The following is a 25,099-nucleotide window of genomic DNA, read 5'->3' on the forward strand; positions in this document are numbered from 1 at the left end:
TCAGACGCGGGGGGAGGCGCTGAACAGGAGCGGCTTGCGGTAGCCCGTGCCGTCGCCCGACCAGTCCAGCTCGATGTAGCCGTCGGCGAGGTACTGGTACCGGCCGCTGGCCTTGGTCTTGAGGGTTCCGGTCTTGTAGCTCCCGTTGCCGTTGCCGCTGCTGTGTTCGAGCGCGTGCTCCAAGCCCGTGTAGTTGGCGTACTTCACGACGGGGTCCGTGCCGGCGGTGGACTTCTTGGTCTGCAGGTGGAAGCGCGCCTTGTTGAAGGTGAGGCTGCTGTGCTGGTTGGCCGCGTAGGGGCCGTCCCAGTTGACCGTGGCGGTGGTGTAGATGTAGCCGCCGCTCCGCTTGGCGCAGAGCCGCACGTCGAAGTCCCAGTTGTCGGAGTCGGGGCCGGTGTACGACGGGTCGTCGACGGTGTAGCTGCTGGTCGTGCAGTGGTAGCTGGCGGCGGACGCAGGCGTGGCGGTGGCCAGCGCGGCCGTGCCGGCGAGGAGGGCGGCGGTGGAGGTGGAGCGCTTGAGCTTGCGCATGCAGGGCCTTTCGGTGGAGCGGGTTACTGGGCGCAGGTGGTGGTGTGGCCGGGTGCCGGGGCGTTGAGGTCGGCCGGAGTGGTCTTGCGGCGGACGACGTGGCCGGCGGCGAGGTGGCGCTGGCAGATGGTCAGGACGGGCGGTCCCTCGGGGAGCCGCTCCGGGTGGCACTCGGTTTCCGTCGGGGCCGCGTCCGCCACGGGCAGGAGGTGGAAGGCGTCGTGCACGGCGGCGGTGGCCTGCCACAGCCGGGTGTGCGCGGTGGCCAGATGTCGGCCGGCGGCGGGATGCGGCGGCCGGGTGGTGTCGGCGAGCTGGTCGAGCAGCTGGTGCAGCGAGGTCAGATGGGCGTGCAGCACGTCGAGGTGCACGCGGTCCGCAGGTGAGGCGGGGCGTTCAGCGCGCGGGGCGCGGGCGCGTGTGTGGTGGCGGATGCCGGCGCTGGCGGCCCGCAGGTACGGGTACGCGTCGCCGACGGGGATGGCAGAGGTCAAAGGGGAAGAGTTCCTTCCTGCCGCGGTGGCAGGACGTCGGCGGGTGGCCGGGCGGGGGGCTACAGGGCCGTGCGGGCGAGCGGCAGGGCGCCGAGCGTGAAGGCATCGGGCTGCTGGAAGTTCAAGCGCCGCAGGTCGACCTGGGCGGTGACGGCAGCGGTCTCGATCTGCGCGCAGGCGGCGTCGAGCAGAGCGTCGGTCTCGGCGGAGACGGTGAGGAGCCCGGTCAGGGCCACATCGGCGTGTCCGGCGATCAGCTGGCGCTCGCGGGTCTTGACGTCCGCGTACTCCACGCTGTCGGCCTCGGAGTCGACCTGCCCGCGCCGCGACCTCTCGTTCGCGTCGGCGATGATGGCGGCCTTCTTGCGCTGGACGTCGCGCATCGCGGACTCGAGCCCTTGGGGCACGTATATAAGGGAGAGGGTGCGCCGGACTCCGGCGGTGAACATCAGGCCGTGCAGGAAGCCGGCGGATGTCTCGGTGCGGGGCCAGTCCTCGACCCAGTAGGTGGCGTGCCGGGCGGAGTCGGTGGCGAGCCGGTCGTACTCCTCGACCTGGACCACGGGCCCGGCGGCGGCCGGGTCGGCTTCTGCCCGTCCGGACTCCGACCACTGCTGCAGTGCGGACAGTGCCTTGGGGTCGTAGGCAGTGCGGATGACGGCGGCGATCTCGCGCGCCGAGAGCCAGCCGGTCACCATGAGTCCGGCGCTGCGCGCGGCCTGAGCGATGGAGCTGGTGGTCTGTTCAAGCACGGTGAAGGCGCCGGGCAGCCCGCCGCCGGCCTGGCTGATGAGTCGCTTGGCGGCCTTGAGGTCGAGGGAGATCGCCACGTATGCCTCGTGCGGGGCGGCGGCGGGCCCTGCGGAGGCGACCAGATCGCTGTAGACCTGCCCGGCGACCGGTGTCTCGGGGTGGCCCTGCTGGCTCCAGTGACGGGAGAGGGTGTCGCCGCTGTCGGGCACGGTGCGCTCCAGCACCTGCACGGTTGCGACGTGTCCGGTGCGGGCGATGCCAGCGAGCGCGCGTCCCCAGCTGCTCACGTTGTGGTTCTGGGTCGCGGGATCGAGCAGGGCGAAGGCCCTGCTGGAGACCCGGGCGACGGCGGTCAGGGTCTGCCGGTGCGGGTCATGCACGGCGGCGGCGCCATTGACGGAGTCGCCGGGGGTGACCACGCGCAGCGAGGCGGCGGTGCCGGGCAGATGCAGGACGCCGTCCTGGCGGGGCCGGGTGACGGGCCGGGCGAGCCACAGGGTCTGGCCGGTGCGGCGCCGCTGGGCGAAGCGCACGACGATCGGCGCCCAGTCGATCAGCGAGCGGCCGTGTCGACGGATGGCGACCAAGGCGGCGACCACGGCCCACAGCGGTGTCAGGGCGATGGCGCCGAGCAGGCCGGTGGAGACCACGGTGGCCAGCAGAAGCGCCAACGCGCATGAGACCAGGACGAGTTGGGGCAGCGACAGGCCGAGCAGGATGCCGCGCTTCGACCGGTGGGGGAATTTGACGGTGAGCGGTGTGACGGTGAGATCAGACAAGGGCCGTTCCGGGGGTGCGCGGGCGGTGGCCGGGGCGGCACGCGGCGGCAAGTGCGCGGCGCGTGCCGCCCCGGAGTCGGGCAGGGGCTACAGGCCGGCGGGCGGGGGCGGCGGCGCGCCGGTCCCGCTGGAGGTGCTGCCTGAGTCCGGTGCCGGTGGAGCGCCCTGGGGCGGGGGCGAGGATGCTCCGGCGCCGGGCTGCGACATGAAGCCACTGCCTCCGCCGGAGGGCGATCCGGAACCGCCGCCCCCTCCGGGGGCACCGCCTACCTGACCGCTGGTGTCGTCGCTGGGACTGGTCGGGGGCGGCTGGACGGCCTTCTCCAGGCCGTTCTTGAGCCCTTCGGCCCCGGAAGAACCCTGCGAACCTTGGCCTTCCTTGCCGCTGTCGCCCCCGGTGGGGTTGGCGGCGATGTCGCCCGGGAACCCGCCGCCTCCGGCGGCATCGGGGCCCTGCGGGGCGCCACCCGCTCCTGCTCCGGCTGCCGCGCCGCCCGTGCCGGCGGTGGCCGCAGCGGCGGCGGCCTTGCGGCCGGCCTTCTCGGCGTGCTGCCGGGCGAGCTGAGCGCCGGCGCCACCAGCGCGGTGAATCGATTCTCCGTCCGTGCCCTCGGCCGCCCAGTGCACGAATTTGAACGTGGCGTACGGGCAGAGCAGAACCAGAACCATGATCACGATGCCCGCCATGACGTCGGCGAGCGCTCCGAGGCCGTCCTTGGCCTCGGTCTTGCCCATGGCGGCGATGCCGAGCACGAAGATGATGGTCATCAGCAGCTTGCTGACCACGAGGGTGGCCGTGGCTTCGATCCAGCCCCGGCGCCACCGGCGGGCGACCTCCCAACCGCCGCCCGCGCCGGCGAAGATCGCTAGCGTGACCATGACCAGAATGCCCACTTTTCTGACCATCATGACGCACCAGTAGAGGAAGGCTCCGCAGGCGGCGCCGAGTCCGGCGAACACCGCGACCAGCCAGCCCAGGCCGGACAGGGCCCCGATCTGGGACACCTTCACGATGCGGCGGACGGCAGTTTCGATGTTCAGGTGCGATGCGGCGAACAGGCCGTCGGACAAGGCATCGACGACTTCGATGGCGACCGTCGTCAGCGCGATGGCGCAAAAGGCGAACAAGACGCCCGACATGGTGCCGGTGAATGCCTGGGCAAGGGCCTGTCCGTCGCGTTTGACGGCGGCCCGGATGAGCTGCGCGCAGAACGTCCCAACCAGGATGACCAGGCCGATCGGCAGCAGCATCTCGTAGTTGTCGCGGAACCATCCGGCGTTCAAATCCACCTTGGTGGTGGCGTTGACAGCCTTGGCTGCCAGGTCGGCTGCCGCGGCGGCGAGTTCGCCGGCGCTCTTGGCCATCCAGTCGCCGATGGCTTTGCCGGGATCGCTCGCGAAATCGACGGCCTCACCGACAGCGCACAGCTTGTCCGCGAGAGGGAAGTCGCAGAAACCCAAGGGAAGTCGTCCTCCTTACTTATCGGCGGGGTGGGTCACTGCGTGACGCTGGGGGCGATGCCGGCCAGGCGGCAGTCGTGGCTGGGCCGGCACTGCACGGCGAGGGTCACGGCACGCTCCTCGGCTCCGCCGCCGCCCTTCTTCCACTCGATCTGCTGCCGCCCGTTGACCGTGACCACGTAGATGTACGCCTCGGTGATCGCGGAGGGGGCCTCGGCGAGCGCCTGCTTGAACGCGCCGGGGTAGTGGCCTTCGGTGACCGTGCCGGTGGCGTGCTGGTTCTGGTCGGCCATGCGTGACCACAACAGCGGGTCGGGTACCTGGCCGGAGACGGACGCCCAGTCGGCGTACTTGGTCTCCTTGGTCATCCACGCGCCCATGCCTGCGAGCTGCTGGTCGCGGTCGGTGTCGCGGGTGTCGTACGACCAGAGCATCGCCGCTGCTGCCTTGGCGAAGGCGACCGGTTCGCTGATCTGCGGTGGCTTGGGAACCGAACCCGACCCGGCCGCGGGCTTCGGGGCGGCCTCGGAGGGTGAGGAACTGCTCTCCTGGGACGGTGCGTTGGTGCTCTCGCTGTGCTCACCGCGGCCGGTGAACCACGCGGTGGTGGCGGCGATGATGAGCAGCGCGGTGATGACCAGGGCGACGATCGCGACGCGCTTGTTGGCCGACCAGGTCACGCCGTACCCGGACAGGGAGGGGAATCGTTTCTGCATTAGTGGACCTGCGACCCCAGGCCGGAGAAGAACGCCACGATCCCGTTGGCGGCGCCGAGGCCGAGCGCAGCGCCGGCCGCGACGACGGCGCCCTTCTTGCCGTTGGCCTCGGCCTGGTGACCGCCGGTGTGGTGGCCCCATGCCCACACGCCGAGTGAGACGGCAAGGGCGCCGACAACGGCGATGATCCCGAACATATTGATCGAGTTGACGACGTTCTTCAGGACGGCCAGGCCGGGCAGGCCGCCGCCCTTGGGTGAGATGCCTGGGTCGTACGCGAGGAAGACGACGGCGCGGTCTGCAAGAGGTATGGGCATGGGTGTGGCAGGGCTCCTTGCGTGCGCGGGCCGGGCAGAGGCCGGCGAAAGAGAGGTGAAGGGAGGGGGGAGTGGCGCGCGGGGCGTGAGAGGCGGGCCCGGCGGGGCCGCCCGGGTGGTGTCCGGGCGGCGTGCGTCGTCAGAGGACGCGGCGCGCGGCGAGGATGTCCCAGTCCTTGATCGGAGTGATCCGGACGGGCTTTGATGTGCGTGGTGCCTCGATGACGAGGCCCTCGCCCATGTACATCCCGACATGCTCGGGCCGGGCGGCGGTGCCGCGGCTGAAGATCAGGTCTCCGGGCTTGAGGCTTTTCGCCGAGACGGCTTTGCCCTCGTTGACCTGCGTGTATGTGGTGCGGGTGAGCTTGACGTCGGCGTGCGCGTACGCCTGCTGCATCAGCGAGCTGCAGTCGCAGCGCGCCATCGGGTCAGGCCCGTGGGAGTCGGTGCAGGATCCGCCCCACTGGTAGAGCGTGCCGAGTTGGTGCATAGCCCACTCGATGGCCGCGCGTGCCTTGGGGTCGGCATCCTTGGGGATCTTGTATCCCTTCGGGACGCTGCCCTCGGGGATCCGCCCGAAGGACGTGCCGTCCTTGTCCGGTGTGCAGATGCCGGCGCCGGACGCGGACTCCGTGTCCTTGTTCTTGGCGGGCTCGTCCTTGCCGGCGTTCGGGAACGTCTTGGCGATGACCTTCTGCAGCGCGGTGGCGAGGTCCTCCCACTGCGCGTACGCGTCCGGGTAGCCGGACGCCTGGACAGCCTGTGCGGCCTGGGTGACCTTCATCTGCTGCCAGCCGTCGACCTTGAGCAGATGCTTGTAGAACTGCTCGGACGCGTACACCGGGTCACGGATCTGCTGCGCGGTGCCCCACCCCTGGCTGGGGCGCTGCTGGAAGAGGCCGAGGCTGTCCCGGTCTCCGGAGTTGAGGTTGCGCAGCCGCGACTCCTGCATCGCGGTGGCGATGGCGACGATCTGGCCCTTCTTGGGCACGTCGAGGCTCAGGCCGGTGGCCACGATGGTCTGTGCGTTGGGGATCTGCTCGGCCGGAAGGTCCAGGCCCTGGATGTGGATGTCCTTGCCGGAGGCGCCGTCGAGGATCTTGGTGACTTCCTTGGTCACCTCGGCGGTGTCGAGGCCGGTCAGGCATCCGCTGAACGAAGCGGTGGTCGCGGCTTCGCTGGAGGACGCCATCATCATGGCGGTGCTGGCGAGCAGCAGGGGGGAGAGGACGACGACGCCGATGCCGGCGGCTATGCCCTTCAATCCGGCCTGCCTCCCGGCAGACGGTCACTGGCCGGCGGATGGGGAGGGGGCGGGGGAGGGTAGAGCGATGTCACAAGCGAGGTCCTTGGTGAAGTCCCGGCAGCGCGTGCGTCGTTGAGGAAAGGGCGCGACGGCCGGGGCGGTGGGTAGATCGGGGCCCGGGTGCATGGGTGCGAGTTGCCGCTCGCACGGGCACGGGGCGTCGGGTCAGGCGTGCCAGGACATGGGAATCCTCCGTGAAGGCAGGGACGGGGCTGTGCCATCGACGGTGTTCGTCGGGCAGTTCCAAAACAGTAAGGGCGGATCCCCGGTTGCCGAAATCGCCTCTGTTCGAGGCTCTGTCTCGGGGTTTTCGGCGTCGATAGCGCTCAACCGGGGATCGTGCCCTACAGTTTTGGCTCCTCCCCTCGCCTTCCCGCTGCGCGGACCGCGGAGCCTTCTTATCCGCATTCGGTCCAACGGGTCTCATCCAGGCGAGCCGGAGCGTCTATCCCCCCCACCCGAACCGAATTGGGGTATCTCTTTGCCTTTTTCCCTGCACCAGGGCGACGCACTCGGCGTCCTCGCCGAGCTGCCGGACAACTGCGTCGACTCCGTGATCACCGACCCGCCGTACAACAGCGGCGGGCGGACGGCGAAGGAGAGGACCTCCCGGTCCGCGAAGCAGAAGTACACCTCCGCCGACGCCGGGCACGAGCTGCCGGACTTCACAGGCGAGAACATGGACCAGAGGAGCTACGGCTTCTGGCTGACCCAGATCATGACCGAGGCGCACCGGCTCACCAAGGTCGGCGGCACGGCGCTGCTGTTCACCGACTGGCGGCAGCTGCCCATCACCACGGATGCCATCCAGGCCGCCGGATGGCTCTGGCGCGGTGTGCTCGCCTGGCACAAGCCGCAGGCCAGGCCGCAGAAGGGACGCTTCACCCAGAATTGCGAATTCATCATCTGGGCGAGCAACGGACCGATCGATGCGGCCCGCAACCCGGTCTACCTACCCGGCCTCTACAGTGCCTCGCAGCCCAGCGGCAAGGCGCGCCAGCACATCACACAGAAGCCCGTCTCCGTCATGCGTGAGCTGGTGCAAATCGCTCCGCCGGGAGGCACGGTGCTCGACTTCACCTGCGGATCCGGCTCGACCGGCGTCGCGGCCCTGCTGGAGGGCCGCGATTTCATCGGTGTCGAGAAGAGCAAGACCTATGCCGAGATCGCTGCCGACCGGCTCACCGAGGCGCAGCAAAAGACCCTTACCCAGGACGACTTGACCCTGGTGGTCTGAGGCGTCTTCTGCTCGGGCGGCGCGGCTCGGAGCGCGCTGTGCCTGTGCCCGCTCGTGCCGCGCGCAGAGTTATAGCAGCCAAGTCCCGGTTACCGAAACCGGGGATTCTCCGGATGGTAGGAGCCGTAATTCACGCCCTATGGCTGCGGCTCAAGGAGGCCCTTTTTCGTGCCTGAATCCATAAACCCCCCGGACGACGGGGAGATGGAACCGGTCCGGCTTCCGGACTCCGACCTGGAAAGCATCGAGGCGAGCGTCCGCAAACTGCTGGACCAGTCCGCGGAGCAGGCCCGCCAGCTCGACAGCCTCGCCTCCGCGCCACCGCCTGCGGACTCGCCGTTCGGCGCCTTCGGGATGCCGGGCATGTCGGGGTTCGCGGGCCTGCCGTCTCCGGCAGCCCCGCCCGAGCCCCGCCCGATCCTTGAGCTGGAGGGCGAGGAGTACGAAGACGAACTGGACTCCTTGTCCGACTGGGTGGATGACTTCCTCGTCCGGGTCTACGGGGCGGAGGTCACGACCGCCGCCCCGTGGTGCGAGCAGTGGCAGGAACACGCCGATGTCGTCGCCTGGCTCCACGCACTATGGCTTGCTTACCAGCAGCACAAGGACCCGGAGGCGGGGCCGGCCGGTCTGTTCGTCTGGCACCGGGACTTCCTCACCCACGCCATGGCCACCGTGCGGGCGGCCGGCGGTCCGCTGTCCGCGTGCATGACCGACCCGGACCGGCCCGCGCACCGCCTGCTGCCCGGCCCGCCGCCTTCGAACCGGACCACCACCACGACCGAGGAGCCCGAGGAGCCCGAGGAGCCCGAGGAGAACAGCGAACTCGGCCAGGCCGACGGATGACGGGCCGCGAGGACCGGCCAGCCTTCGGCCTCTCCTTCGACCCCCGCGCCCTGACCGACCTGCTCCAAGCCCCCAGCGACATCCGGGACCTGGCCCTCGCCCAGCTCCAGGACGTGGTCGACGCACGCCTCTTCGGCACCAAGCTCACTCGCGATCTCGTCGGATGCCGCAAGGTCTACGTCGATCACCGCAACGCCTGGCGCATCGTCTACGCCCAGCGGCCGGCGCCCGCGAATTCCACGCACACCACCGAGATCCACGTCGTGGCCGTACGTCCGCGCGAGGCCCACGACGTGTACGACACCGCCCGTGCCCGCCTGGGCATCAGGCGGCGCCCGCTCGGAGAGCGCCCCCATGCCGCTCGCACCCGCTCACCGCAGCTGACCACGCGGCAGTCCGTACCCAAGCCCGGTCCACCGCCCTATGCGGTGTCCGGCCTTCCCCGACCCGCTTCCCCACCCCTGAAGGGCCCTGTTCGTTGACGCAGTTCCCCACCCTGATCGACCAGATCGCCGCCGCCGTACTGGCGCCGGCCGAGGTCACCGAGAACCCGCAGCACCGCGCCATCCTCAACGTGTTCGTCGAGATCCAGGAACTCGACCGGCAGCTCGCCGAGCTGGCCGCCGCCGACCTGCCCGGGGTCAGCGCCGGCGAGCAGCTGGACACGCTGACCGACCTGCTCGTCGAGCGCATGGCAGCGGGGGCCGAGCTGAGCGCACTGCTGTCCACCTCCTGCTGCTGCGCCGCCGCGTTCGAGCCCGACCCGCCGGGCGAGTACGACCCGGCGGCGGACGACGAGCCCGACTTCGACCCGGACTTCGAGGGCTTCGAGGACTTCGAGGACCTGGAGGGCATGGACGAATTCGACGACCTCCACGAGGAGGCGGTCGAGGACTTCCTGTCCTGTCCCAGTCGCCCGCAGACCATCGTCCACGCCTGCCTCGATGTCTTCGACGCCCACGGCTCCCCGGAGTACGTCAGCTCCGCGGAGCTGGTCGAGCGCCTGCGTGAACTGCCCGGTCACGCCGATGCGCGCTGGCGCTACTCCGACCTCAACGCTCTGCGGCTGTCCCTGATCCTGCGGCGCTCCCACGGAGTCCAGTCCCACAGGCCGCGGGCGGCCGACGGCAGCCGCTACCGGGCGTTCTGGCGCGCGGACCTGCTGGGCGCCCTCGCGGACTGACCCTGCTGACGCACCCCGCCCTTGCGCAGACCCGCCTGGTGACGGCGGCGGACGGGGACCTGGTCGCCGCCTTCCACGAGCAGTGCTCCGAGGCGAACCTGCTGCGCCGCTGGGGCCGGACTCGCCTTCTGCCCCGTGACCTGACACGGCTGCTCGACCAGGCCAGATGCTGGATCGGGCTCGGCGCCGACGGGCGGCCACTGGCCCTCGTCTGCGTCGGGCCCGTCAGCCGGGAGCCAGGCGTCGCCGACCTCGGACTGCAAGTCGCCGACGACCGGCACCGTCAGGGCATCGGCACGGCCCTTGCCTGGCAGGCATCGGCCGTCGCCCGCGCGCGCGGAGCGCACACCCTCGCCGCGTTCACGCAGGCGTCCAACACAGCGATGCTCCGCCTCATGGACAGGCTGGGCCCGACCCGGCACACCCGCGACGGCGCGTACGTCGAGGTCCGTGTCGCTCTGGACGCGTCTGCTCCGGATCCAGAAATCCCTCCGCCATGACCTCATCCCCTCCCGACCGGCTCACCCGGACCGCCCTCGATCACCGGATCGAGACCGCGGTGGGCCGGAGCGTCGAGGAGCTGCGGCAGCACCGCGACGACGGTCTCCTCGACGCACCGCACGCCGCCTTGGCAGATGCTCACCGCGACCTCGTGGCGGCCGAGCGGGACGTCGGCTTCTACCGCGTCCGGCTCGCCCGTCTCGCCTCCAGCGATCTGCCCGTGGACCAGGCACTGTTCACCCGGATCGACCGCACCCTCGACCAGCTGGCCCAGGCCGCCCGCCTACGAGAGGCGAAGCAGACCACTGCCGCCGCCGCTCTGGAGCCGATCGAGGCCGGCGCTCCCCGGCAGGTGCCCCGACAGATCCCGACCAAGGACGTCGCGGCCCTGCTGGCCATCGCCCAGGGCGCCAAGCTCCACGAACACCTCGTCACCCACCGGCTGGCCGTGGCGACGCCCACGCGCACCCGTATTTCCTACGCCCAGCTGCAGCGCCTGGAGGCGAACGGCCTCGTGGAGCGCGACAGCTCGCACCCGATGCAGGCCGGACAGCCCGTCACCCTCACAGACGCCGGCCGAGCCGCCCTGACCGCTCCCCGCCGCGCCGGCCCACCCAGTGCCGCGCCCTCTCCGCCACCGGCCCTTCCAGCCGTTTCCCGTCCCCGCCGCTGAACGGCGCTGTGCACGCCACGCGCACGGCGCCCAGGCGTCATCGAACGAAAGCCACGATGCCCAGCTACGAACCCGACTTCCGTCTCGACGGATACGAAGCCGTCAACAACAACGTCGCCGAACAGTTCTGGGGGAGCATCGGCATCGAGCAGGACGATATGACCGTGCTCGCCGAGCACCACAGCGCGGACGGAGAGCACAGCTTCTTCGTCATGCACAACCGGGCCGTCACCTGGGGGATCCCCGGGGAACCCCAGATCGCCGCCCTGCACCTCAAGCGCGACCCGGCGACCCGCACCTTCCGTTTCGCCAGCGAGATGCTGCCGCTGCCGTCCATGGCGCAGTCCTGGCTCGTCGCCCGCGGCTGCCCCGAGGAGGAGATCCTCCTGCCCGACGGTATGGGCACCGCCCCCGCGAACGACGCCACCCGCGTTCTGGAGAAGCGTCTGCGCAGTGACGGCGACCACTTCGCGCTGCTCACCAGCTACACGTACGACAGCGAGCCGATCGAGACCACCGTGCTGCTGCGGGCCCTCGACGAGAAGGCGGCGCTGCCCTTCCGCGTGCTGCTCGAAGAGGTCGACAGCGACGCATGGACACACACGCTGCGCGAAGGCGGCTTCCAGACGTTCGAGGCCGCCACCCAGTGGTGGGAAGCGCACTGGAGGGGCGACAAGCCGCCGCTGCCCGCAGCCTCACCTGCGGCCCGGCACACCACTGTTGCGGCTACCGGCGTGCCGGCCCGCCCCGCACCGCCGCCCGGACCGAGCCGCTGAACTCCCCTCAGCGCACACGCCTTTCTGTCTTCGAAACCGACGGAATGCCGCACGGTGCGTGTGAGGCGGCGCGGAACATAGCACGCAATCCCCGGTTACCGAAACCGGGGATTCTGCGGACTCTTGTTATCAGCCCGTACGGCATCCGCCTGGGGCTATTTCCGCATTCCCTCTCCATCGTCAGTTAGGACAAACTCCCTGCGCATTACTCGCGTTGCCGCTGCCGCAGCGGTCTGTGCGGCACTCGCGCTGCCCGCCGTCACCGCTACGGCCGCCAACGCCGCAGCTCCGGGCGCTGTCGCTGCCTCCACCTCGTGCCACAAGGCAGACCCGTACAAGGTGCACGGGACCAGCGCGGTCACCATCCGCTCGAAGGCGTCGTCGAAGTCGACCGCCGTCGGAGTCCTCTACCGGACCCACAAGTTCACCGTCCACAAGAAGACCAAGACCGGCTCGTGGGTCTACATCACGGACAAGAAGACCGGCGTAACGGGCTGGGTGTCCGGAACGTACGTCTACCGGACCGTCTACATGTGCCTGGACTAACCAGCCGCGCCTCAATTTCCCATTCCTGCACCGGATCCTCGAAATGAAGGGAGCCACGCTGTGCCCGACACCAGCGAAGACGTGATGAGCGTCCTCACCGAGCGCATCGAAGACCGATTCCAGATGCCGATCGCCGACCTGCGCCGGGCGGTTGAGGCGGCACCGCAGGCCAACCCCGAGGCCACCACCCTCGTGCACTGGCACGGCCTGCTCACCGAAACGCAGCAGGCACTCGACACCGCGGAAGACGCGCTCGTCGAGGCGCTGGGCACCCAGCCGGCCGACGTACTGGACGATCCCGTCATGGAGCTGGCCCACCAGGTCAACTCCGCTGTCGCCTCCCGCGACGGCCGCGCCATGGTCGTGAACTACCTCCTCGACCCCAACGCACCCGGCAAGCGAGGCCCCGGCGCGTGGCGCGGTGCGTCCCCCGCAGCCCGCCGTGCTCCGGCCCTGCCCACCTCCCCGCCCACGCTGCCCAGCGCGCGGAACACGACAGCGCGAGGGGCAGCGCGGTGAGCGTCATCGACAAATCGACCAGCCGCGATGCGGCACTGCAGGAAGCGTTCAGCGCCGAAGTGGACGCGCTGTACGCGCAGTCAGCCTGCGGTGAGGCGAATGCCGCACTCCAGTGCGCACTGGAACTGCGGAGCTTCCTCGCCGTCGCCGAGGAGCACCTGGAGCGGGTGCACAACATCGCCGAGGCCGACTGCCAGATGGGCGAGCTGTCCAGCGATGACTTGCACCGTCACGACCAGTGGATTGAGGCCGCTGAGGCCAATTGCGACCTCTACGGATCCGCCCTCGACGAGCTGCTCCTCACCATGCCGCCGCCGAGCCACCCGAACGTTCCGCGCGCCGGGCCGCGACCCAAGGTCACCGCCACAGCGCCGCCCGCCCCGCCCGGACCCCGAGCCGGGGCGGTGCAGGCCCGACGCCCCTGAAAGCCACACCGATTGCCCCAGCCAGACGACTCCGCCCACGCCGTTTCTCAGATCATCGCCCAGCGCATCGAGGCGCTGTACGGACAGCCGCTCGCTGAACTCGAAGCCCTCGCCGACTCCCCCGAGAGCACCCTGCTCGCCGCCCTGACCGGCAACCACAGCGCCCTGGCCTTCGCCGAACGCAACATCGCCTTCCAGCTGGAACGCCTGCGCAAACTCACCTCCCCCGACAGGGAGATCGGCCAGTTCGACGCCGGCCACATCCTCGACTGCGCCCGCCGCATCGCGGAGGCCGTCGCCACCCGCGACGCCTACGCCAAGAGCACCGGCGCCGTCCTGGGCGGCCTGCGCCGCGCCACGGCCCCGGACACCCAACCCCCGGCTCCGCCCGTGCCCGCAGCCCCGACGGCCGCCGCCTCCCGCACCCGCTGATCCACTCGTACCGCTTGAGGAGCCCCTTCCTTGGCCACCACCGCGCCGCCCCCCTCCGCATCGCACGACCTCTCCGGCGTCACCAAGACCCTGGATCTCCTCGCCCCGCGCTGGAGCGTGTGGGTGCTGATGACCCTCTCCTCGCAGACACTGCGCTACGCCGAGATCAAGCCCCGGCTCCCGTGGCTCGCGGACGGCCAGCTCCACCCCCGGCTGCGCCACCTCACCAGCGCCGGCGTGGTCGAGCGCACGGAGTACGCCCCACGCCACGTCACCTACGGCCTCACCAGCCGCGGCGCTGCTCTGATGCCGGTCCTCGCCACGATCGCGTCCTGGGGCGACACGTATCTGGAGAAGGACACGGTCGCCAACAAGACCACCGGCGAGATAGAGCCCGAGCGGATCCCGCCGGCCCAGAACATCGACGACGCGCTCGCCCTGATCGCGCCGCGGCACGCCACCCCGATCCTGTGGTCCCTGCAGGCCCGGGGCAGCGCGACCGCCAAGACCCTGGCCACCGAAGCCATGCCCGGCTACGGGCTGACCGCCGTCTACAAGCCGCTGGAGCGACTTGCCGCCGACGGCCTCATCACGGCCAGCGGCTCCGGCGACTACCAGCTGTCCGCCAGCGGCCGGGCACTTTCCCCCGTCTTCCAGGCGATCTCCGCCTGGGCCGCCGCCCCGCCCGCCGAGACCGATGCCCGCCGACCTCGGGGGCAGGGCCCGGCCCCGTCGCAGAACCGTTCCGGCCCCTGGGCGACCACCCCGTCGCGGCGTACGACACCCGCAGCTCCCGCAGTACGGTCCGCCGGCCCCGCCCTGACCACCACGGCCTCGGACAGCCCGGCGTGGAAAACGGGCGACCTCTTCTCCCACCAGATACCCGCCCGTCCGGTCTCCCCGACAGGAGGCCCGCGCCGATGACCCGCGCCCTGCCCGACAGCCTCCTGAGCGAACGCCGCGCCATTCGGACCCTCACCCTGCCTGGCCTGATACGCCTGATCACCGAGATCGACGACAACGGGCCCATCAGCCACCGGCGCGGCAGCCTGCAAGGTGCCTTCGGCGACCTCACTCCCGGGCAACTGCGCCACGCCATCGACACCGCCCGCGCCCTCCACCTGGTCCACTCCGACGAAACGACCCCCGACCGCTACCGGCTCACCGAGAGCGGCGAGGCCCTCGCCGAGGTCTACGACACCGCGGCCCGCTGGGCCCGCGCCCGCCAATTCCCTGCCGTCACCGTCGACTTCGTCACCCGGGTTCAGCACACCCTCCAGCTGCACAGCCGCGACCCGCACCCGAGCGGGCCGTCGCCGGAGCCATCGGCACCTCGCAATGCCCTGACCGACTGGCTGCAGTCCAACCCCCGCGCCCTGGATCACGCCGACGCCCGCTCCTCTCAGGAGCCGGCGGAAGGCGGGCGCGCTGCGTGAGAACCCGTGTCGGACCGCGGCATGCCCGCCGCCCGGTCCCCACCCTGCTGCGCGGCATCTACCTGCCCCGCAGCATGGACGCCGGCGCGTTCGCCATGACCACGTACGGCATCCCCCTGCTGGTGCTCGCCACCACAAACTCCGCCGCACTGACCGGTCTCGCGTTCGCGCTGGAGTGGATCCCGCGCCTCGGCGCTTTCGCTCTCGCCGGGGCGATGACCGACCGCTACGGCACCACCCGCGTCTTCCGCCTCGCCTCCGGGTCACGAGCAGTCTTCGTCCTGGCCGCCGCGCTGGCCCTGCCGGAACTACAGGGCGGTCTCAGCACCATCATCACGGTCATGGCGCTCGCCGCCCTGACCGGCGTGCTCACAGAGTTCTCCTACATCGCCGCCGAAACCGCGGGCGGCGTGGCCAGCCGCGCGGCCGGCGAGCGTGCCCACCGCGTGCAGTCCGTACTGCTCGGCATCGACCAGGTCGGCACCCTGGCCGGCCCCGCACTCGCCGGCCTGCTCCTGGAGCAGGCCGGGGCATCCGGGATGCTGACCACGATCGCCGCTTTCTCCCTCCTCGCCTGCGCGTTCGCCCCCCGGCAACCCGCCCAGCAGCACACCACCGCTCCGGAGCCCATCCTCAAGGGGCTCCACACCGGCTGGACAACGCTCAAGTCGCTCCCCGCGCTGGCCTGGCTGATCACCGGGCTTACCTTGTCGAACCTGGCAGTCGGCCTCCTCCAGGCCGCGGCCCCGGTCATCGTGGTCAAGCAGCTCGGACACTCCAGCGCCGACGTGGGTGTGATCTGGTCCGTAGCCGCCGCAGCAACACTGGTCACGGTCGCCGTCTGCCGACGCGCCATCGACCGGTGGGGCCTATGGCCGGTCGGTGCTCTCTCCGCCTCCATCGCCGCCAGCGCCTGCCTGGCCGTCTCACTGACCCACACCTACACCGCGTACCTCGTGCTGATCGCGGTGCTCATGGCCGGCGAGGGCGGCATGACCGTCGTACTGCGCACCCTGCGCTCCCACCTCATCCCCGCCGAGGTGTTCGGCAGCACCCTCTCGTTGACGATCCTCGTCCTCCTGCTGCCCTTTCCGGTGGCCGGCGTCCTCATTGCCGCTGTGCCACCCACCCTGCTCGGCCACGTGATCACCGGCTGCGCCGTTCTGCAGGCCCTCGGCCTGTTCATCGCCTTCGCGCGCCTGCGCACCCTTCCCGGCCTGCGCGCCTCCCTCGCCTGACCTGCCGGCCGCCCCACCGTTCACCTTGGAGACCCATCCGATGCCCACGACCGACGCCACGGCGACCCAGACCGTACTGCCGGTGTTTCGTCCCTCGCTTCGCGCCGGCTCCCGGCCCACGCTCACCGACCAGTTCCTGGCCTTCGACTGCGAGCACCCCTACGTCTACCGGGCCCTGGAGCGGCTGACCGCCGAGCGGATAGCCGCCGGCGCCACCCGCATCGGGCTCAAGGGCCTCTTCGAAGAACTGCGGTGGCGGCTGCCCCAGGGCGTGCGCGGCCTCAACAACAACTACACCGCGTTCTACGCCCGCAAGTTGATCGAGGACCACCCCCACTGGGCTCCCGCCTTCGAGCTGCGCCGCCGCCGCACCCCCTGAACTCCTGCGCGTCATCTCTCAACTACGCCTCAGCTCATCCACTTTGGAGTGCCTCCTTGCCCTCTCGCACCATCCTCGTCTCGACGACCTCCGGATCGGAGGCGCAGGCGTACCGCGGCTACTGTCTCGAAAGCGTCGCCGCGTCCTACGACATCGTGCTGATCACCCCCGGCGAGCCCACGTGGGAAAAGGAATTCATCAGAGACTTCGAGATCGCCGACCCCGACGACGCCGAGGCGCTCGCCCAGGCCGGTCGGGCCCTGGCCGACCGCCACCAGCTGGCTGGCGTGGCGACGTGGACCGAGTGGTACCTCACCCAGACCGCCCGCCTCGCACGCCGGCTCGGCCTGCCCACGAACAGCCCGGAGGTGATGGAGGCGGCCCGCAACAAGGCCACCGCCCGCACCTTGTTCGCCCGGCACGGAGTCCCCTCGGCCTCCTCCATGACCGCACGCACACTGCTGGAGGCAGCGCTTGCCGCCGAGACCATCGGCTACCCCATCGTCCTCAAGCCCGCTGCCCGCGCCGCCAGCATCGGCGTCATCCGCGTGGACCGCGTGGAGGAACTGCCCGCCGGCTTCGAGTTCGCCTCGGCGGGAGCGCGCGACGGTATCGAAAGCACCCACGTCCTGGTGGAGGAATTCCTCGACGGCCCGGAAGTGAGCGTCGAGTGCGTCACGTACCGCGGCCACACCACCGCGGTCGCCGTCACCCGCAAGACCCTCGGCGACCCGCCGTTCTTCGAAGAGGTCGCCCACTGCGTCGACGCGGCCGACCCACTGCTCGCCCAGGTCGCCCCCGTCGCGGCGGCAGCCGTCAAGGCGCTCGGCATCACCGACGGCGTCCAGCACGTCGAGGTGCGCCTGGTGAACGGGCGCCCGCGCCTGGTCGAGGTCAACGCCCGCCTGGGCGGCGACATGATCGGCCACCTCGTGCGCCTGGCCACCGGCGTCGACCTCCCCCGCGCCGCCGCTGACGTGGCCTGCGGACTGGCTCCCGACCTCACTTCGACACGCAGCCGGGCGGCGGCGATCCGGCTGGTCTACCCCGCCTACTCCGGCACCCTCACCGAGCGCCGTCTCGACGACACATTCCCCTGGCTCGAGCGCGTCAGCTTCCAGCGGGAAGTCGGCGACCTCCTCGTCCTGCCGCAGGACGGCGGCGACATGTTCACCGCCCGCATCGGCTACCTGATCACCACCGGCGCCAACGCCGCAGACGCGCAGGCCCGCTCCACCGAGGCGTACCGGCACCTGGCCGTCCAGGTCACCCCCGCCTAGAGCCTCCCCGCGCGCCCGCCCCGACCCTCCCGGATGTCCAATTGACCGATCTCGACCTCGACATCGACGGCGATGTCTACGTCTTCCCCCGCTACCTGGCCGGCACCACCGGCATCGGCGACCCCGCCCTTGAGCCCTTGATGCAGCTCGGCTGGGAGCTGACCCACGACGACCTCGGCAACGCCTACCTCAACGCCCCCGACCACAAGGTCCGTCTCGGCTTCCTGCCCGAAGGCGACGACGACGGACTGTGGCGTATCAACGCCTATGTGGACCGCTTCGGGCCGCCCGCCTGGGGCGTCAGTTTCAATGACAGTTGTCCTACCGAGTTCGTCGCCGCCTTCACCAGGGCCCTGGCCCAGGCATATCAAGACGGGGCCGATCGCTACCTCGCCCAGCCCGACCCCACGGACCCCGAACTCGCCGCTTTCAACGCGGTCGCCCCTCTGATCAACCGCGGCTGGCAGATCCAGCATCCACGGTGGGGTGTGATGGAACTGCAGACCCCGGACGGGATGGCCGGCCTGGAATACGCCACCGGCCGGCTCGACGCGGAGAGGGAACTCACCACGCTGGAGGCCCGCTGGTACATGTGGGGCGGCCCGAAGAACGGATACGCCCGCTGGTACGCCACCGCCTCCACCAACACCCCGACGCCACTGGTGAAGGCCATCACCCAGAGCGTGTCCGACCCCGCGCCGCTGCCGCGCTGGAAGGACTTCCTGTCGCGCGGACTGCGTGATCACGCCCAGCTCGTGCCCGTCACACCGCCGCCGCCCCCGGTGCCCACACCCCTCGACGTCCACCGCACCGCGCCGAGACGGCGTCCCGCACTCACCACGCGCAGCGTCCCGCGCTGGAGCACCACCACGACCCCTTCAGCGCTCCTGCCCGCCCGTCCCTCCAGCCCGCGCCGCTGACTGCCAGATCGCCCCCTTTGCCTGTGAGGTCATGTGCCCCTTCACGCACAGCAGTTCTTCGATGACGTCCTCGAACTGCCCTTCTACCAGTACGCCATCGTCGGCGACGCCCTGTACGCAGCCCCGCAGCCAAACTCGGAGCTGCGGCTGTGCATCGGATTCGCCCCGACCATCCGCCACGGCGAGTACGACGGACTGCGCCTGCGTGTCGTCCACTCCGAGCAGGGTGTCCTCGACACCGCGATCCTTCGCTTCGCCGACCACGGCACCTTTGAACGCCGCGACACCGCCCGCGGGCTCGTGGCCGGCCGCGACGGCTACGCCGTCATCCGGGACTGGCACGCAAACAGCAGCCAGCCGCCGTGGCACGGCGCGGACGGCACGGGGCTGCGCACCGCGATCGAGCAGTACGCCCACGTCTGGTTCCCGGAGCCCGCCGTGTCCCGACCGCCAGCCCGACCGGTCACCCAGCCCACACCCACCACCGCGTTTTCGCCCCGCAGCCGCTGACCACCTACCTCGCCACGGAGTTCCGGATGTCCCCGCCCCGATGGTTCCCCTCGCACCGACAGCCACCGCCGGCCACCGCGGTCTCTGGCCCGCCTCCGCCGTCGGTCCCGAACGGATTCTGGATCACGGATCCTGCGTTCCGTGACCGGCTGCACAGCGCGACGCTGACCCTCCTCGACATCGTCGAGGACCGTCTGAACGATGACGACGTCCCGCTTACCGAAGTCCTCGGCGGTGCCCGCGACCACGCCGAGCACATGCTCGGTGTCCCCAGCACCTACGGCGTCCTGGTCGAAGCCGAGGCCGCAGCGCAGATCGTGCAGGCCGCCGGCATCGACGCCGGCTCCCCCTTCGGTCTGGCCATCGCCCAGGGCCTGTCCGGCATCGAGCAGCTGCCCGTACAGCAGCAACAGCAGCTCGTCCGTGCCGCAGCCCGCAGATACGCGATCACCGCGCCTTCCCGTTCACCGGCCGCCCCGGCGACAGCACCTCCGCGTCCGGCGCCTGGCCGCTCCCGCTGAATCACCACCCTGCTCCATCAACCGCACGCGTTCCCTTGGAGAGTCCCTACTTGCGCATCCGCTCCGTTCGCACCCTTCCAGCTGCTGTGGCCGTCGCCGCCACCATGACCGGCAGCCTGTCCTGGGCGCCGACCGCCTCGGCCCAGAGCCCCGAGCCCACCCCGTCCGCTTCCGCGTCCTCGACTCCGAAGAGCGCGGCCGAGACGGAGTCCGGCGGTGTGGCCATCCTGAAGAAGGACCCCGGCGGCGACGTCCTCGCCGGGGCGGCCTTCACTCTCTTCGACTCCGCGGGGAAGGAGGCCGCTAGCGGCAAGACCAACGCCCAGGGACAGCTCGCCCTGCAGGACCTCGCTCCCGGGGTCTACCGTCTCAAGGAGACCTCCAGCGGCAGCCCGTTGCATGACACTGTCGACGACCAGGACGTGATCGTCACGCCCGGCGCCGACACGCCCCTGACGATCGTGGATCCGTTCAAGGACGCCTCGGTCCTGCTGAAGGCCAAGGACGACAAGACCGGCAAGCTGCTGGCCGGGTCCACGGTCAACATCGGCAGCGGCGACAAGACCCTCCTGACGCTGACCACCGGCTCCGACGGCACGGCAAGCGGCAAGCTGCCCCTCAATTCCCGTACCAGCGGCGACTTCTGGGTCAAGCAAGTCAAGGCGCCCGACGGCTACGAGATCTACAAGCCGTCGCAGGCGTTCAAGGCCAAGCCGGGCGATCCCGTGACGGTGACCGTCACCAACGCCAAGACCGCCACCACCCCGCCGCCCGAAGAGAAGCCCACCGACAAGCCGAGCGACAAGCCCACCGACAAGCCGAGTGACCGGCCCACGCCGGACAAGCCCGGCAAGGACGAGGACACCCCGGCCCCGTCGGCTTCGGCTTCGGCCACGGACACCCCGACCACCGACGAGACCGCGTCGAGCACCGCGGCCCCCACCCCTGCGGGCTCGCTCGCGCACACCGGCGCGGACGCCACCCCGTGGATGATCGGCGGCGCCGGAGTGCTGATCGCCGCCGGCGGAGGCGCCCTCTACGCGGCCCGCCGACGTCGTACGGACGACTCCACCGACGAAAACTAACCTGCCCGCCCACATCGCTGAAGGCCCCCGGATTCCATGATTCCGGGGGCTTTTGCGTGGGCGCGTGGGGTGGACAGCCCGATCGAGTCGGTTCCCGTAGCGGGACGCTGCTGAGATGCCGCGCACGGCTGGCACGGACGCGACATCTCCCTGTTGTTCAGGTCAGCACGAGGAGACAGACATGTGGACCAGGTGGAGGAGTTCGCGGACCAGCCCGCCGGCCAACGTGGCGGTAGCGGCGTAGAGCGCTGCTTGCCCAAGGCCCACGACAAGACGGTGGCGGGCGCGTCGCCGCTTCGGGGCGGGGCGGTGCGTACGGTGGGACATGACGGTCTCCGTTCAGGGGATGTGTCGGCTGCCCCCGCACCGCGTGTTCCTGGCAGGGATACGGTGCGGGGCGCAGTTTCTGCTGGACCCAAGCCTTACGGGTGACGTGTGCTGAACGCAGCTTTCAGGGTTCGAATTTCGATGTAAGTTCGGCCCCATGAAAGGCGATCAGGCCACCACGTGGACCGAGGGAACGTCGGCCGACCTGGTCGCCGACGCGCTCGCGATGGGTGTGAAAGCCAGTCCCAGAATGGTGACCTCCTGGGTCGAGGACGGCATGCTCGCCAACCCCGAACCGCGCAAGACCAGCGCGCACGGCAGCGATCCGCGGATCTTCCCGCCCGAGCAACGCGAGCTGTTCACCAGACTTCTTGAGGCCCGGGAGCGCTCCCCCCTGGGGCGCATCCCGCAGCGCGCTCTAATCCGCGTCGTGCTGTTCCTGTGGCTGATCGACGACACGATCGTGCCCACCCCGCAGGCGCGCCGAGCCTGGCGTACCCATGCACGCGCCGCCGGGCAGACGACCGCCGTTCGACGAGGCCAGAACGTTCGCACCCTGGTCGAGCAACTTGCCCACCCCTCAGCCACCCATAAGCAACGGCGCGCCGCCCAGCTCGTCATCGAGGAGGGCGAGCGGACCGGGCGGATCGACATCAACAGACTGACCTCGGTCCTCACGGAGCTGAACTCGCCCTGGTCGACTCAGCCGGGTATGCCGAGGATCGAACGAGCGCTTCCTGGCCCATTCGGGCCGATCTCTGTCCAGCACCACATCGCCATGTGGAAGGCCCGCCAGCAAACCTTCCGCAGCCTCCGGCACGAGGAGATCGACGAAACCGAACTCGACCGAGTACGCACCGTATACAGGCCGAGTTGGGCCGACTACCAGGCCAGCCGGCCCGCCATGGCAACCATCGGTGCAGGAGAGTTCGCTGCGTACTTCGCAGAGCCCGACACGATGGAAGGTCACGCGATCGAGGCGGTCGATGCCTTCGTGGGAACTCTCGCCGGAGAACTCGGACTGATCGAATCCGCCTCCCATGCCACAGAGTCGGCACGTCTCAGACTGGCGCACTGACGGTCCCCGAGGCCGCGCTCCACCGCAATCGCCGCCGCCCGGCTGTCCCACGACCCCCACCTGGGCGTCTCGGTGGCCGTTGACAGACGACGGCCGGAGCATAGGAGGGATGGTCTCGTTGACAGATTCCCGGGCTGTTGGGCAGGGGCTTCATGGTGCGTTCGGGTGGAAGTTGTCGGAATCGGCTTGGTGGACGGTGGGCGGTGCCTTCAGGTCCCCGGCCCGCCCTGCTGCCCCGCATCCCCGCCCACGAGGGGCGGCCGTTCGTCCATATGAATAGACACGCGGCACCGAACATGCGAGCCCACCAGTCCCAGGGTCGTACTAAGAGCGCCCTGGCGACCATAGAAGCGATGGCACGCTGAGGGCCCAACTTGCTGAAATCCCGGGAGATCACCTTATGAACGCCACCCCAACACCGTTGCGTTTACGTCCGCGAGCGGCTCGCAAGTCCGTGCTCGAAGAACGTGACAGTGGTGTGGACGGTGTAGTTCTGGCTGGTCGTGGGGTGTTGTCCGGCGTTCGGGCCGTACTTGCTGGTGGGGTTCTTTCGGGTGCGGGCCTTGACGCGGTGCCGGTGGCGGGCGGGGTGCAGGGCGTCGAGGACGGCCCGGCCGATGGTGCCGACGAGGTCGGCGGGTCCCGTCGGGGGCAGGATCGCGGTCGCGGTGGTCACGGTGTCGCCGGCGGTGGTCTGCAGGACGGTGAAGCTGATGCGGTCCATGTCCAGGCCGGGCCGGGTGCAGGCGGTGTCGGAAGCGGCACGGATCAGGGCCTGGTAGGTGGTGAGCAGGGCGTAGACCTCCTGGTCGAGGCCGGTCAGGCTGCGGGAGCGCAGGACACGGCCGTCCAGCATCGTTGCCTTGATCGAGAAGTACGTCGTCTCCGACTGCCACCGCTCGTGGTAGAGATCCACGAGCCTGGCAGCTGGGTGGGCGGCCGGGTCGAGGAGAGTGGTGAGCAGGCGCCACTGCTCGGTGCGGACGGTGCCATCGGCCAGGGTCACGGTGACGGACGCCTCGATGACGCGGACGGTCAGCATGACGGGCAGGACGCCGTAGCCGATCCGGGCCAGGTAGGAGCCGTCGTCCAGGTGCCGGAAGGGGGTGGGTATGCGGCGGGCGGAGGAGCGCACCAGGAACTGGGCGCCGGTGGCCTGGACGTCCCGGGCGAACTCGTTCGCGTCGAAGCCGGCATCGGCCAGCAGGAGCATCGTGCGGTCCAGCACACTCAACAGGCGTCCCGCGTAGGTGAGTTCGCCGTCACTCTCGGGGCCGAACGCGGCGGCCAGCACGGCACGGGTGCCACACTCGACCAGGACCACGAGTCGTAGCAGCGGGTAGCCGAACTCCACGCTCTCGCCCGCCCGCTTGGGATAGCGCCAGGTGAGCGCCTCCTCATCGGGCACGTGCAGCAAGGTGCCGTCCACGGCCACGGTCCGAAGCCCCCGATAGAACGAGCCGGCCTGCCCGAGGTGGGCGACGGGTCCGGCGAGGATCTCGAACAGCCGCCGCAGCGGTGCCGCTCCTATCCGCCGTCGGGCCCGGGACAGCGAGGAGACCGCCGGACGCACCAACGGCAGTCCCTCCAGCCCCGCCGTCAGCTTGCCCCACACGCCCCGATAGGAACAGTCCTCGAACAGGGCCAGCGCGAGGACGAAATAGACCACCACCCGGGACGGCAGCAGCCGCAGCCGCTTCTCACGTGACCCTGTCTCATCGATCACCGCGTCCACCAGTACGAAGTCCACGATCTGGGTCAGCTCGCCCAAGTGGCCGGGCGCGTACACACCCCCGGCCGCCTCGACCGTGCGCGTGATGACAGACTTCTCCTGCAACGGGACTCCCGATGATCTTCTTGCTCGACACAAGCTGATCTATCAGGACGTCCCGTTGCGTCATTCAACAGGGCTTGACCTGCGACTCAAAACCCAAACGCAACGGCGTTGAACGCCACCCCCGCCGCCGACGCCCAGGGAGCCGAAACAGCCGGGCAACGTACCGGCGGCTGTCTGTGCGGCCGTATCCGTTTCACCACCCGAGGTCCAGCTGTCTTCCCCCACACCTGTGCCTGCCGCCACTGTCAAAAGCTCGGCGGTACACCGGTGATGTGGTGGGTGGGATTCCAGACGGTCACCTGGACCGGTGAAGGCGGCGAGCCGACCTGGTACGAGACCTTCGAAGGCGAGGCGAAACGCGGCTTCTGCCCGACCTGCGGCAGCCGCCTCGCGGCGATCGATAGCGATATCCCGGAGATTGGCATCAACGTCACCGCTCTCGACGACACCTGCAGCCCAGACCTCGTGCCGATCCACGCGTCATTCCGAGGCAAAGCCGTGCACTGGCTGCCACCGGTGCCGGAGAACAAGCACAGCACGGCCGGCTGACCGACCAAACCGCCCATTGGTCGGCGACACCACCCGCTGTAGCGATGCCCATCCACCGGACTAAACGGGCGCCCCACGACGGTCTGCTGAAGACCACGCACTGCTCGCGCGGGGACAGGGTGGCCGGGCAGATCCTCCATGCGGGCCGCACCAGGTTCACTTTGTCTGGATTGATGTACGTCGGTCCGGCGGGTTCCGGGATCTCCACAGCAGTCAGAGAGTAGCGGTCTCCGCCCGCTGCCCCCCGGCCCGATCGACAGCGAGTGGGGCGCAGGGGGCAGTAGCGGTCAGTTGTCGTCCCATCCAGTCGTCGTGCCGCCGAAGTAGGGTCAGCCCATCTTCTGTAACGGGGCCGGTGCTGTCAGTGGCACCATTTACATTTTGGTGTGCGGACCAGCACCGTCACTGGTCAGTCTCTCAGCGGGTGCCTTGCGCCCGTGC

The 25,099-nt window shown here is 70.0% G+C and carries 32 protein-coding genes; 22 read left to right on the forward strand and 10 right to left on the reverse strand.

The window, feature by feature from the left end; genetic code table 11:
* The 7 genes from F0344_RS24005 to F0344_RS24035 all read right to left on the reverse strand — a co-directional run bounded on the left by F0344_RS24005 (position 1) and on the right by F0344_RS24035 (position 6,318).
* Complete coding sequence (locus F0344_RS24005) at positions 1-534, reverse strand: hypothetical protein (RefSeq protein WP_185300761.1); 534 nt, start codon at positions 532-534, stop codon at positions 1-3.
* Positions 535-557: 23 nt separating this feature from the next.
* The gene (locus F0344_RS24010; RefSeq protein ID WP_097242955.1) at positions 558-1,028 is read right to left on the reverse strand and encodes a DUF6238 family protein; all 471 of its coding nucleotides are present in this window, start codon (positions 1,026-1,028) and stop codon (positions 558-560) included.
* A 59-nt stretch (positions 1,029-1,087) separates the two neighbouring features.
* Positions 1,088-2,560, reverse strand: a complete 1,473-nt coding sequence (locus F0344_RS24015; RefSeq protein ID WP_097922835.1) for an SCO6880 family protein — start codon at positions 2,558-2,560, stop codon at positions 1,088-1,090.
* 87 nt (positions 2,561-2,647) lie between these two features.
* Complete coding sequence (locus tag F0344_RS24020; RefSeq protein ID WP_054102485.1) at positions 2,648-4,021, reverse strand: SCO6881 family protein; 1,374 nt, start codon at positions 4,019-4,021, stop codon at positions 2,648-2,650.
* 35 nt (positions 4,022-4,056) lie between these two features.
* On the reverse strand, positions 4,057-4,737 hold the full coding sequence (locus F0344_RS24025) for a hypothetical protein (protein ID WP_185300762.1): 681 nt from the start codon (positions 4,735-4,737) through the stop codon (positions 4,057-4,059).
* A complete protein-coding gene (locus tag F0344_RS24030) occupies positions 4,737-5,054 on the reverse strand; it encodes a DUF6112 family protein (RefSeq protein ID WP_054102483.1) in 318 nt (105 codons plus the stop codon). Before F0344_RS24030 ends, F0344_RS24025 begins: the two co-directional genes overlap by 1 nt.
* A gap of 139 nt (positions 5,055-5,193) precedes the next feature.
* Positions 5,194-6,318 (reverse strand): C40 family peptidase, encoded by a 1,125-nt coding sequence (locus F0344_RS24035; protein WP_185300763.1) that lies wholly within the window; start codon positions 6,316-6,318, stop codon positions 5,194-5,196.
* Positions 6,319-6,841: 523 nt separating this feature from the next.
* Here F0344_RS24035 and F0344_RS24040 point away from each other — a divergent pair.
* From F0344_RS24040 to F0344_RS24130, 19 genes are all read left to right on the forward strand, one after another.
* The gene (locus F0344_RS24040) at positions 6,842-7,597 is read left to right on the forward strand and encodes a DNA-methyltransferase (RefSeq protein WP_185300764.1); all 756 of its coding nucleotides are present in this window, start codon (positions 6,842-6,844) and stop codon (positions 7,595-7,597) included.
* Between the two features lie 204 nt (positions 7,598-7,801).
* Positions 7,802-8,443 carry a DUF4913 domain-containing protein gene (locus F0344_RS24045; protein WP_078958761.1) on the forward strand — a complete coding sequence of 214 codons (642 nt, stop codon included), beginning with the start codon at positions 7,802-7,804 and terminating at the stop codon, positions 8,441-8,443.
* Positions 8,440-8,925: a hypothetical protein gene (locus F0344_RS24050; protein WP_185300765.1), complete on the forward strand. Its 486-nt coding sequence runs from the start codon at positions 8,440-8,442 to the stop codon at positions 8,923-8,925. Before F0344_RS24045 ends, F0344_RS24050 begins: the two co-directional genes overlap by 4 nt.
* The gene (locus F0344_RS24055; protein ID WP_185300766.1) at positions 8,922-9,626 is read left to right on the forward strand and encodes a DUF3631 domain-containing protein; all 705 of its coding nucleotides are present in this window, start codon (positions 8,922-8,924) and stop codon (positions 9,624-9,626) included. Before F0344_RS24050 ends, F0344_RS24055 begins: the two co-directional genes overlap by 4 nt.
* A gap of 38 nt (positions 9,627-9,664) precedes the next feature.
* Positions 9,665-10,126 (forward strand): GNAT family N-acetyltransferase, encoded by a 462-nt coding sequence (locus F0344_RS24060; RefSeq protein WP_097242947.1) that lies wholly within the window; start codon positions 9,665-9,667, stop codon positions 10,124-10,126.
* Positions 10,123-10,800: a hypothetical protein gene (locus F0344_RS24065; RefSeq protein ID WP_185300767.1), complete on the forward strand. Its 678-nt coding sequence runs from the start codon at positions 10,123-10,125 to the stop codon at positions 10,798-10,800. The genes F0344_RS24060 and F0344_RS24065 overlap by 4 nt, the downstream gene beginning before the upstream one ends.
* A gap of 56 nt (positions 10,801-10,856) precedes the next feature.
* On the forward strand, positions 10,857-11,576 hold the full coding sequence (locus F0344_RS24070) for a hypothetical protein (RefSeq protein ID WP_258050083.1): 720 nt from the start codon (positions 10,857-10,859) through the stop codon (positions 11,574-11,576).
* Between the two features lie 198 nt (positions 11,577-11,774).
* Positions 11,775-12,122, forward strand: coding sequence for an SH3 domain-containing protein (locus F0344_RS24075; protein WP_053928736.1), 348 nt, complete (start codon positions 11,775-11,777; stop codon positions 12,120-12,122).
* Positions 12,123-12,182: 60 nt separating this feature from the next.
* A complete protein-coding gene (locus F0344_RS24080) occupies positions 12,183-12,641 on the forward strand; it encodes a hypothetical protein (protein WP_097921516.1) in 459 nt (152 codons plus the stop codon).
* Positions 12,638-13,066, forward strand: a complete 429-nt coding sequence (locus F0344_RS24085) for a hypothetical protein (protein ID WP_185300768.1) — start codon at positions 12,638-12,640, stop codon at positions 13,064-13,066. Before F0344_RS24080 ends, F0344_RS24085 begins: the two co-directional genes overlap by 4 nt.
* Before the next feature lie 12 nt (positions 13,067-13,078).
* Entirely contained in the window at positions 13,079-13,498 is a 420-nt protein-coding gene (locus F0344_RS24090; protein WP_185300769.1) for a hypothetical protein, read from the forward strand.
* A gap of 30 nt (positions 13,499-13,528) precedes the next feature.
* Positions 13,529-14,422, forward strand: a complete 894-nt coding sequence (locus F0344_RS24095) for a winged helix-turn-helix transcriptional regulator (RefSeq protein ID WP_185300770.1) — start codon at positions 13,529-13,531, stop codon at positions 14,420-14,422.
* On the forward strand, positions 14,419-14,934 hold the full coding sequence (locus F0344_RS24100; protein ID WP_053928733.1) for a hypothetical protein: 516 nt from the start codon (positions 14,419-14,421) through the stop codon (positions 14,932-14,934). The genes F0344_RS24095 and F0344_RS24100 overlap by 4 nt, the downstream gene beginning before the upstream one ends.
* A complete protein-coding gene (locus tag F0344_RS24105) occupies positions 14,931-16,172 on the forward strand; it encodes an MFS transporter (protein ID WP_258050084.1) in 1,242 nt (413 codons plus the stop codon). The genes F0344_RS24100 and F0344_RS24105 overlap by 4 nt, the downstream gene beginning before the upstream one ends.
* Positions 16,173-16,212: 40 nt before the next feature.
* A complete protein-coding gene (locus F0344_RS24110) occupies positions 16,213-16,551 on the forward strand; it encodes a hypothetical protein (RefSeq protein WP_097242940.1) in 339 nt (112 codons plus the stop codon).
* Positions 16,552-16,607: 56 nt separating this feature from the next.
* Complete coding sequence (locus F0344_RS24115) at positions 16,608-17,831, forward strand: ATP-grasp domain-containing protein (protein ID WP_258050085.1); 1,224 nt, start codon at positions 16,608-16,610, stop codon at positions 17,829-17,831.
* A 41-nt stretch (positions 17,832-17,872) separates the two neighbouring features.
* A complete protein-coding gene (locus tag F0344_RS24120) occupies positions 17,873-18,751 on the forward strand; it encodes a DUF317 domain-containing protein (protein ID WP_185300771.1) in 879 nt (292 codons plus the stop codon).
* A gap of 33 nt (positions 18,752-18,784) precedes the next feature.
* Complete coding sequence (locus tag F0344_RS24125; protein ID WP_185300772.1) at positions 18,785-19,261, forward strand: hypothetical protein; 477 nt, start codon at positions 18,785-18,787, stop codon at positions 19,259-19,261.
* 26 nt (positions 19,262-19,287) lie between these two features.
* Positions 19,288-19,782: a hypothetical protein gene (locus F0344_RS24130; RefSeq protein ID WP_185300773.1), complete on the forward strand. Its 495-nt coding sequence runs from the start codon at positions 19,288-19,290 to the stop codon at positions 19,780-19,782.
* Between the two features lie 46 nt (positions 19,783-19,828).
* Here F0344_RS24130 and F0344_RS36075 read toward each other — a convergent pair whose 3' ends face one another.
* The gene (locus F0344_RS36075) at positions 19,829-20,008 is read right to left on the reverse strand and encodes a hypothetical protein (protein WP_239987848.1); all 180 of its coding nucleotides are present in this window, start codon (positions 20,006-20,008) and stop codon (positions 19,829-19,831) included.
* Between F0344_RS36075 and F0344_RS24135 the strand changes: the two genes are divergently transcribed.
* The gene (locus F0344_RS24135; protein WP_258050086.1) at positions 20,001-20,867 is read left to right on the forward strand and encodes a SpaA isopeptide-forming pilin-related protein; all 867 of its coding nucleotides are present in this window, start codon (positions 20,001-20,003) and stop codon (positions 20,865-20,867) included. The genes F0344_RS36075 and F0344_RS24135 overlap by 8 nt on opposite strands.
* Before the next feature lie 162 nt (positions 20,868-21,029).
* Here the strand turns inward: F0344_RS24135 and F0344_RS24140 are convergent, their stop codons facing one another.
* Positions 21,030-21,194: a hypothetical protein gene (locus F0344_RS24140; protein WP_179888481.1), complete on the reverse strand. Its 165-nt coding sequence runs from the start codon at positions 21,192-21,194 to the stop codon at positions 21,030-21,032.
* A gap of 157 nt (positions 21,195-21,351) precedes the next feature.
* On the opposite strand from F0344_RS24140, the gene F0344_RS24145 reads away from it, so the two are divergent.
* Complete coding sequence (locus F0344_RS24145) at positions 21,352-22,272, forward strand: hypothetical protein (RefSeq protein ID WP_185300775.1); 921 nt, start codon at positions 21,352-21,354, stop codon at positions 22,270-22,272.
* 427 nt (positions 22,273-22,699) lie between these two features.
* On the opposite strand, the gene F0344_RS24150 is transcribed toward F0344_RS24145, so the two are convergent.
* Complete coding sequence (locus F0344_RS24150) at positions 22,700-24,109, reverse strand: IS4 family transposase (RefSeq protein WP_185296855.1); 1,410 nt, start codon at positions 24,107-24,109, stop codon at positions 22,700-22,702.
* A 108-nt stretch (positions 24,110-24,217) separates the two neighbouring features.
* On the opposite strand from F0344_RS24150, the gene F0344_RS24155 reads away from it, so the two are divergent.
* On the forward strand, positions 24,218-24,658 hold the full coding sequence (locus tag F0344_RS24155; RefSeq protein WP_185300776.1) for a GFA family protein: 441 nt from the start codon (positions 24,218-24,220) through the stop codon (positions 24,656-24,658).
* Positions 24,659-25,099: the final 441 nt, after the last annotated feature.

Origin of the sequence: Streptomyces finlayi (genome assembly GCF_014216315.1) — a bacterium.
GTDB lineage: Bacteria > Actinomycetota > Actinomycetes > Streptomycetales > Streptomycetaceae > Streptomyces > Streptomyces finlayi_A.

Excerpts from the sequence above, each read along its gene's own strand:
- F0344_RS24005 (WP_185300761.1), bottom strand. The coding sequence starts at position 534 with ATGCGCAAGCTCAAGCGCTCCACCTCCACCGCCGCCCTCCTCGCCGGC.
- F0344_RS24025 (WP_185300762.1), bottom strand. The coding sequence starts at position 4,737 with ATGCAGAAACGATTCCCCTCCCTGTCCGGGTACGGCGTGACCTGGTCG.
- F0344_RS24030 (WP_054102483.1), bottom strand. The coding sequence starts at position 5,054 with ATGCCCATACCTCTTGCAGACCGCGCCGTCGTCTTCCTCGCGTACGAC.
- F0344_RS24045 (WP_078958761.1), top strand. The coding sequence starts at position 7,802 with ATGGAACCGGTCCGGCTTCCGGACTCCGACCTGGAAAGCATCGAGGCG.
- F0344_RS24050 (WP_185300765.1), top strand. The coding sequence starts at position 8,440 with ATGACGGGCCGCGAGGACCGGCCAGCCTTCGGCCTCTCCTTCGACCCC.
- F0344_RS24065 (WP_185300767.1), top strand. The coding sequence starts at position 10,123 with ATGACCTCATCCCCTCCCGACCGGCTCACCCGGACCGCCCTCGATCAC.
- F0344_RS24070 (WP_258050083.1), top strand. The coding sequence starts at position 10,857 with ATGCCCAGCTACGAACCCGACTTCCGTCTCGACGGATACGAAGCCGTC.
- F0344_RS24100 (WP_053928733.1), top strand. The coding sequence starts at position 14,419 with ATGACCCGCGCCCTGCCCGACAGCCTCCTGAGCGAACGCCGCGCCATT.
- F0344_RS24110 (WP_097242940.1), top strand. The coding sequence starts at position 16,213 with ATGCCCACGACCGACGCCACGGCGACCCAGACCGTACTGCCGGTGTTT.
- F0344_RS24130 (WP_185300773.1), top strand. The coding sequence starts at position 19,288 with ATGTCCCCGCCCCGATGGTTCCCCTCGCACCGACAGCCACCGCCGGCC.
- F0344_RS36075 (WP_239987848.1), bottom strand. The coding sequence starts at position 20,008 with ATGGCCACACCGCCGGACTCCGTCTCGGCCGCGCTCTTCGGAGTCGAG.
- F0344_RS24140 (WP_179888481.1), bottom strand. The coding sequence starts at position 21,194 with ATGTCCCACCGTACGCACCGCCCCGCCCCGAAGCGGCGACGCGCCCGC.
- F0344_RS24145 (WP_185300775.1), top strand. The coding sequence starts at position 21,352 with ATGAAAGGCGATCAGGCCACCACGTGGACCGAGGGAACGTCGGCCGAC.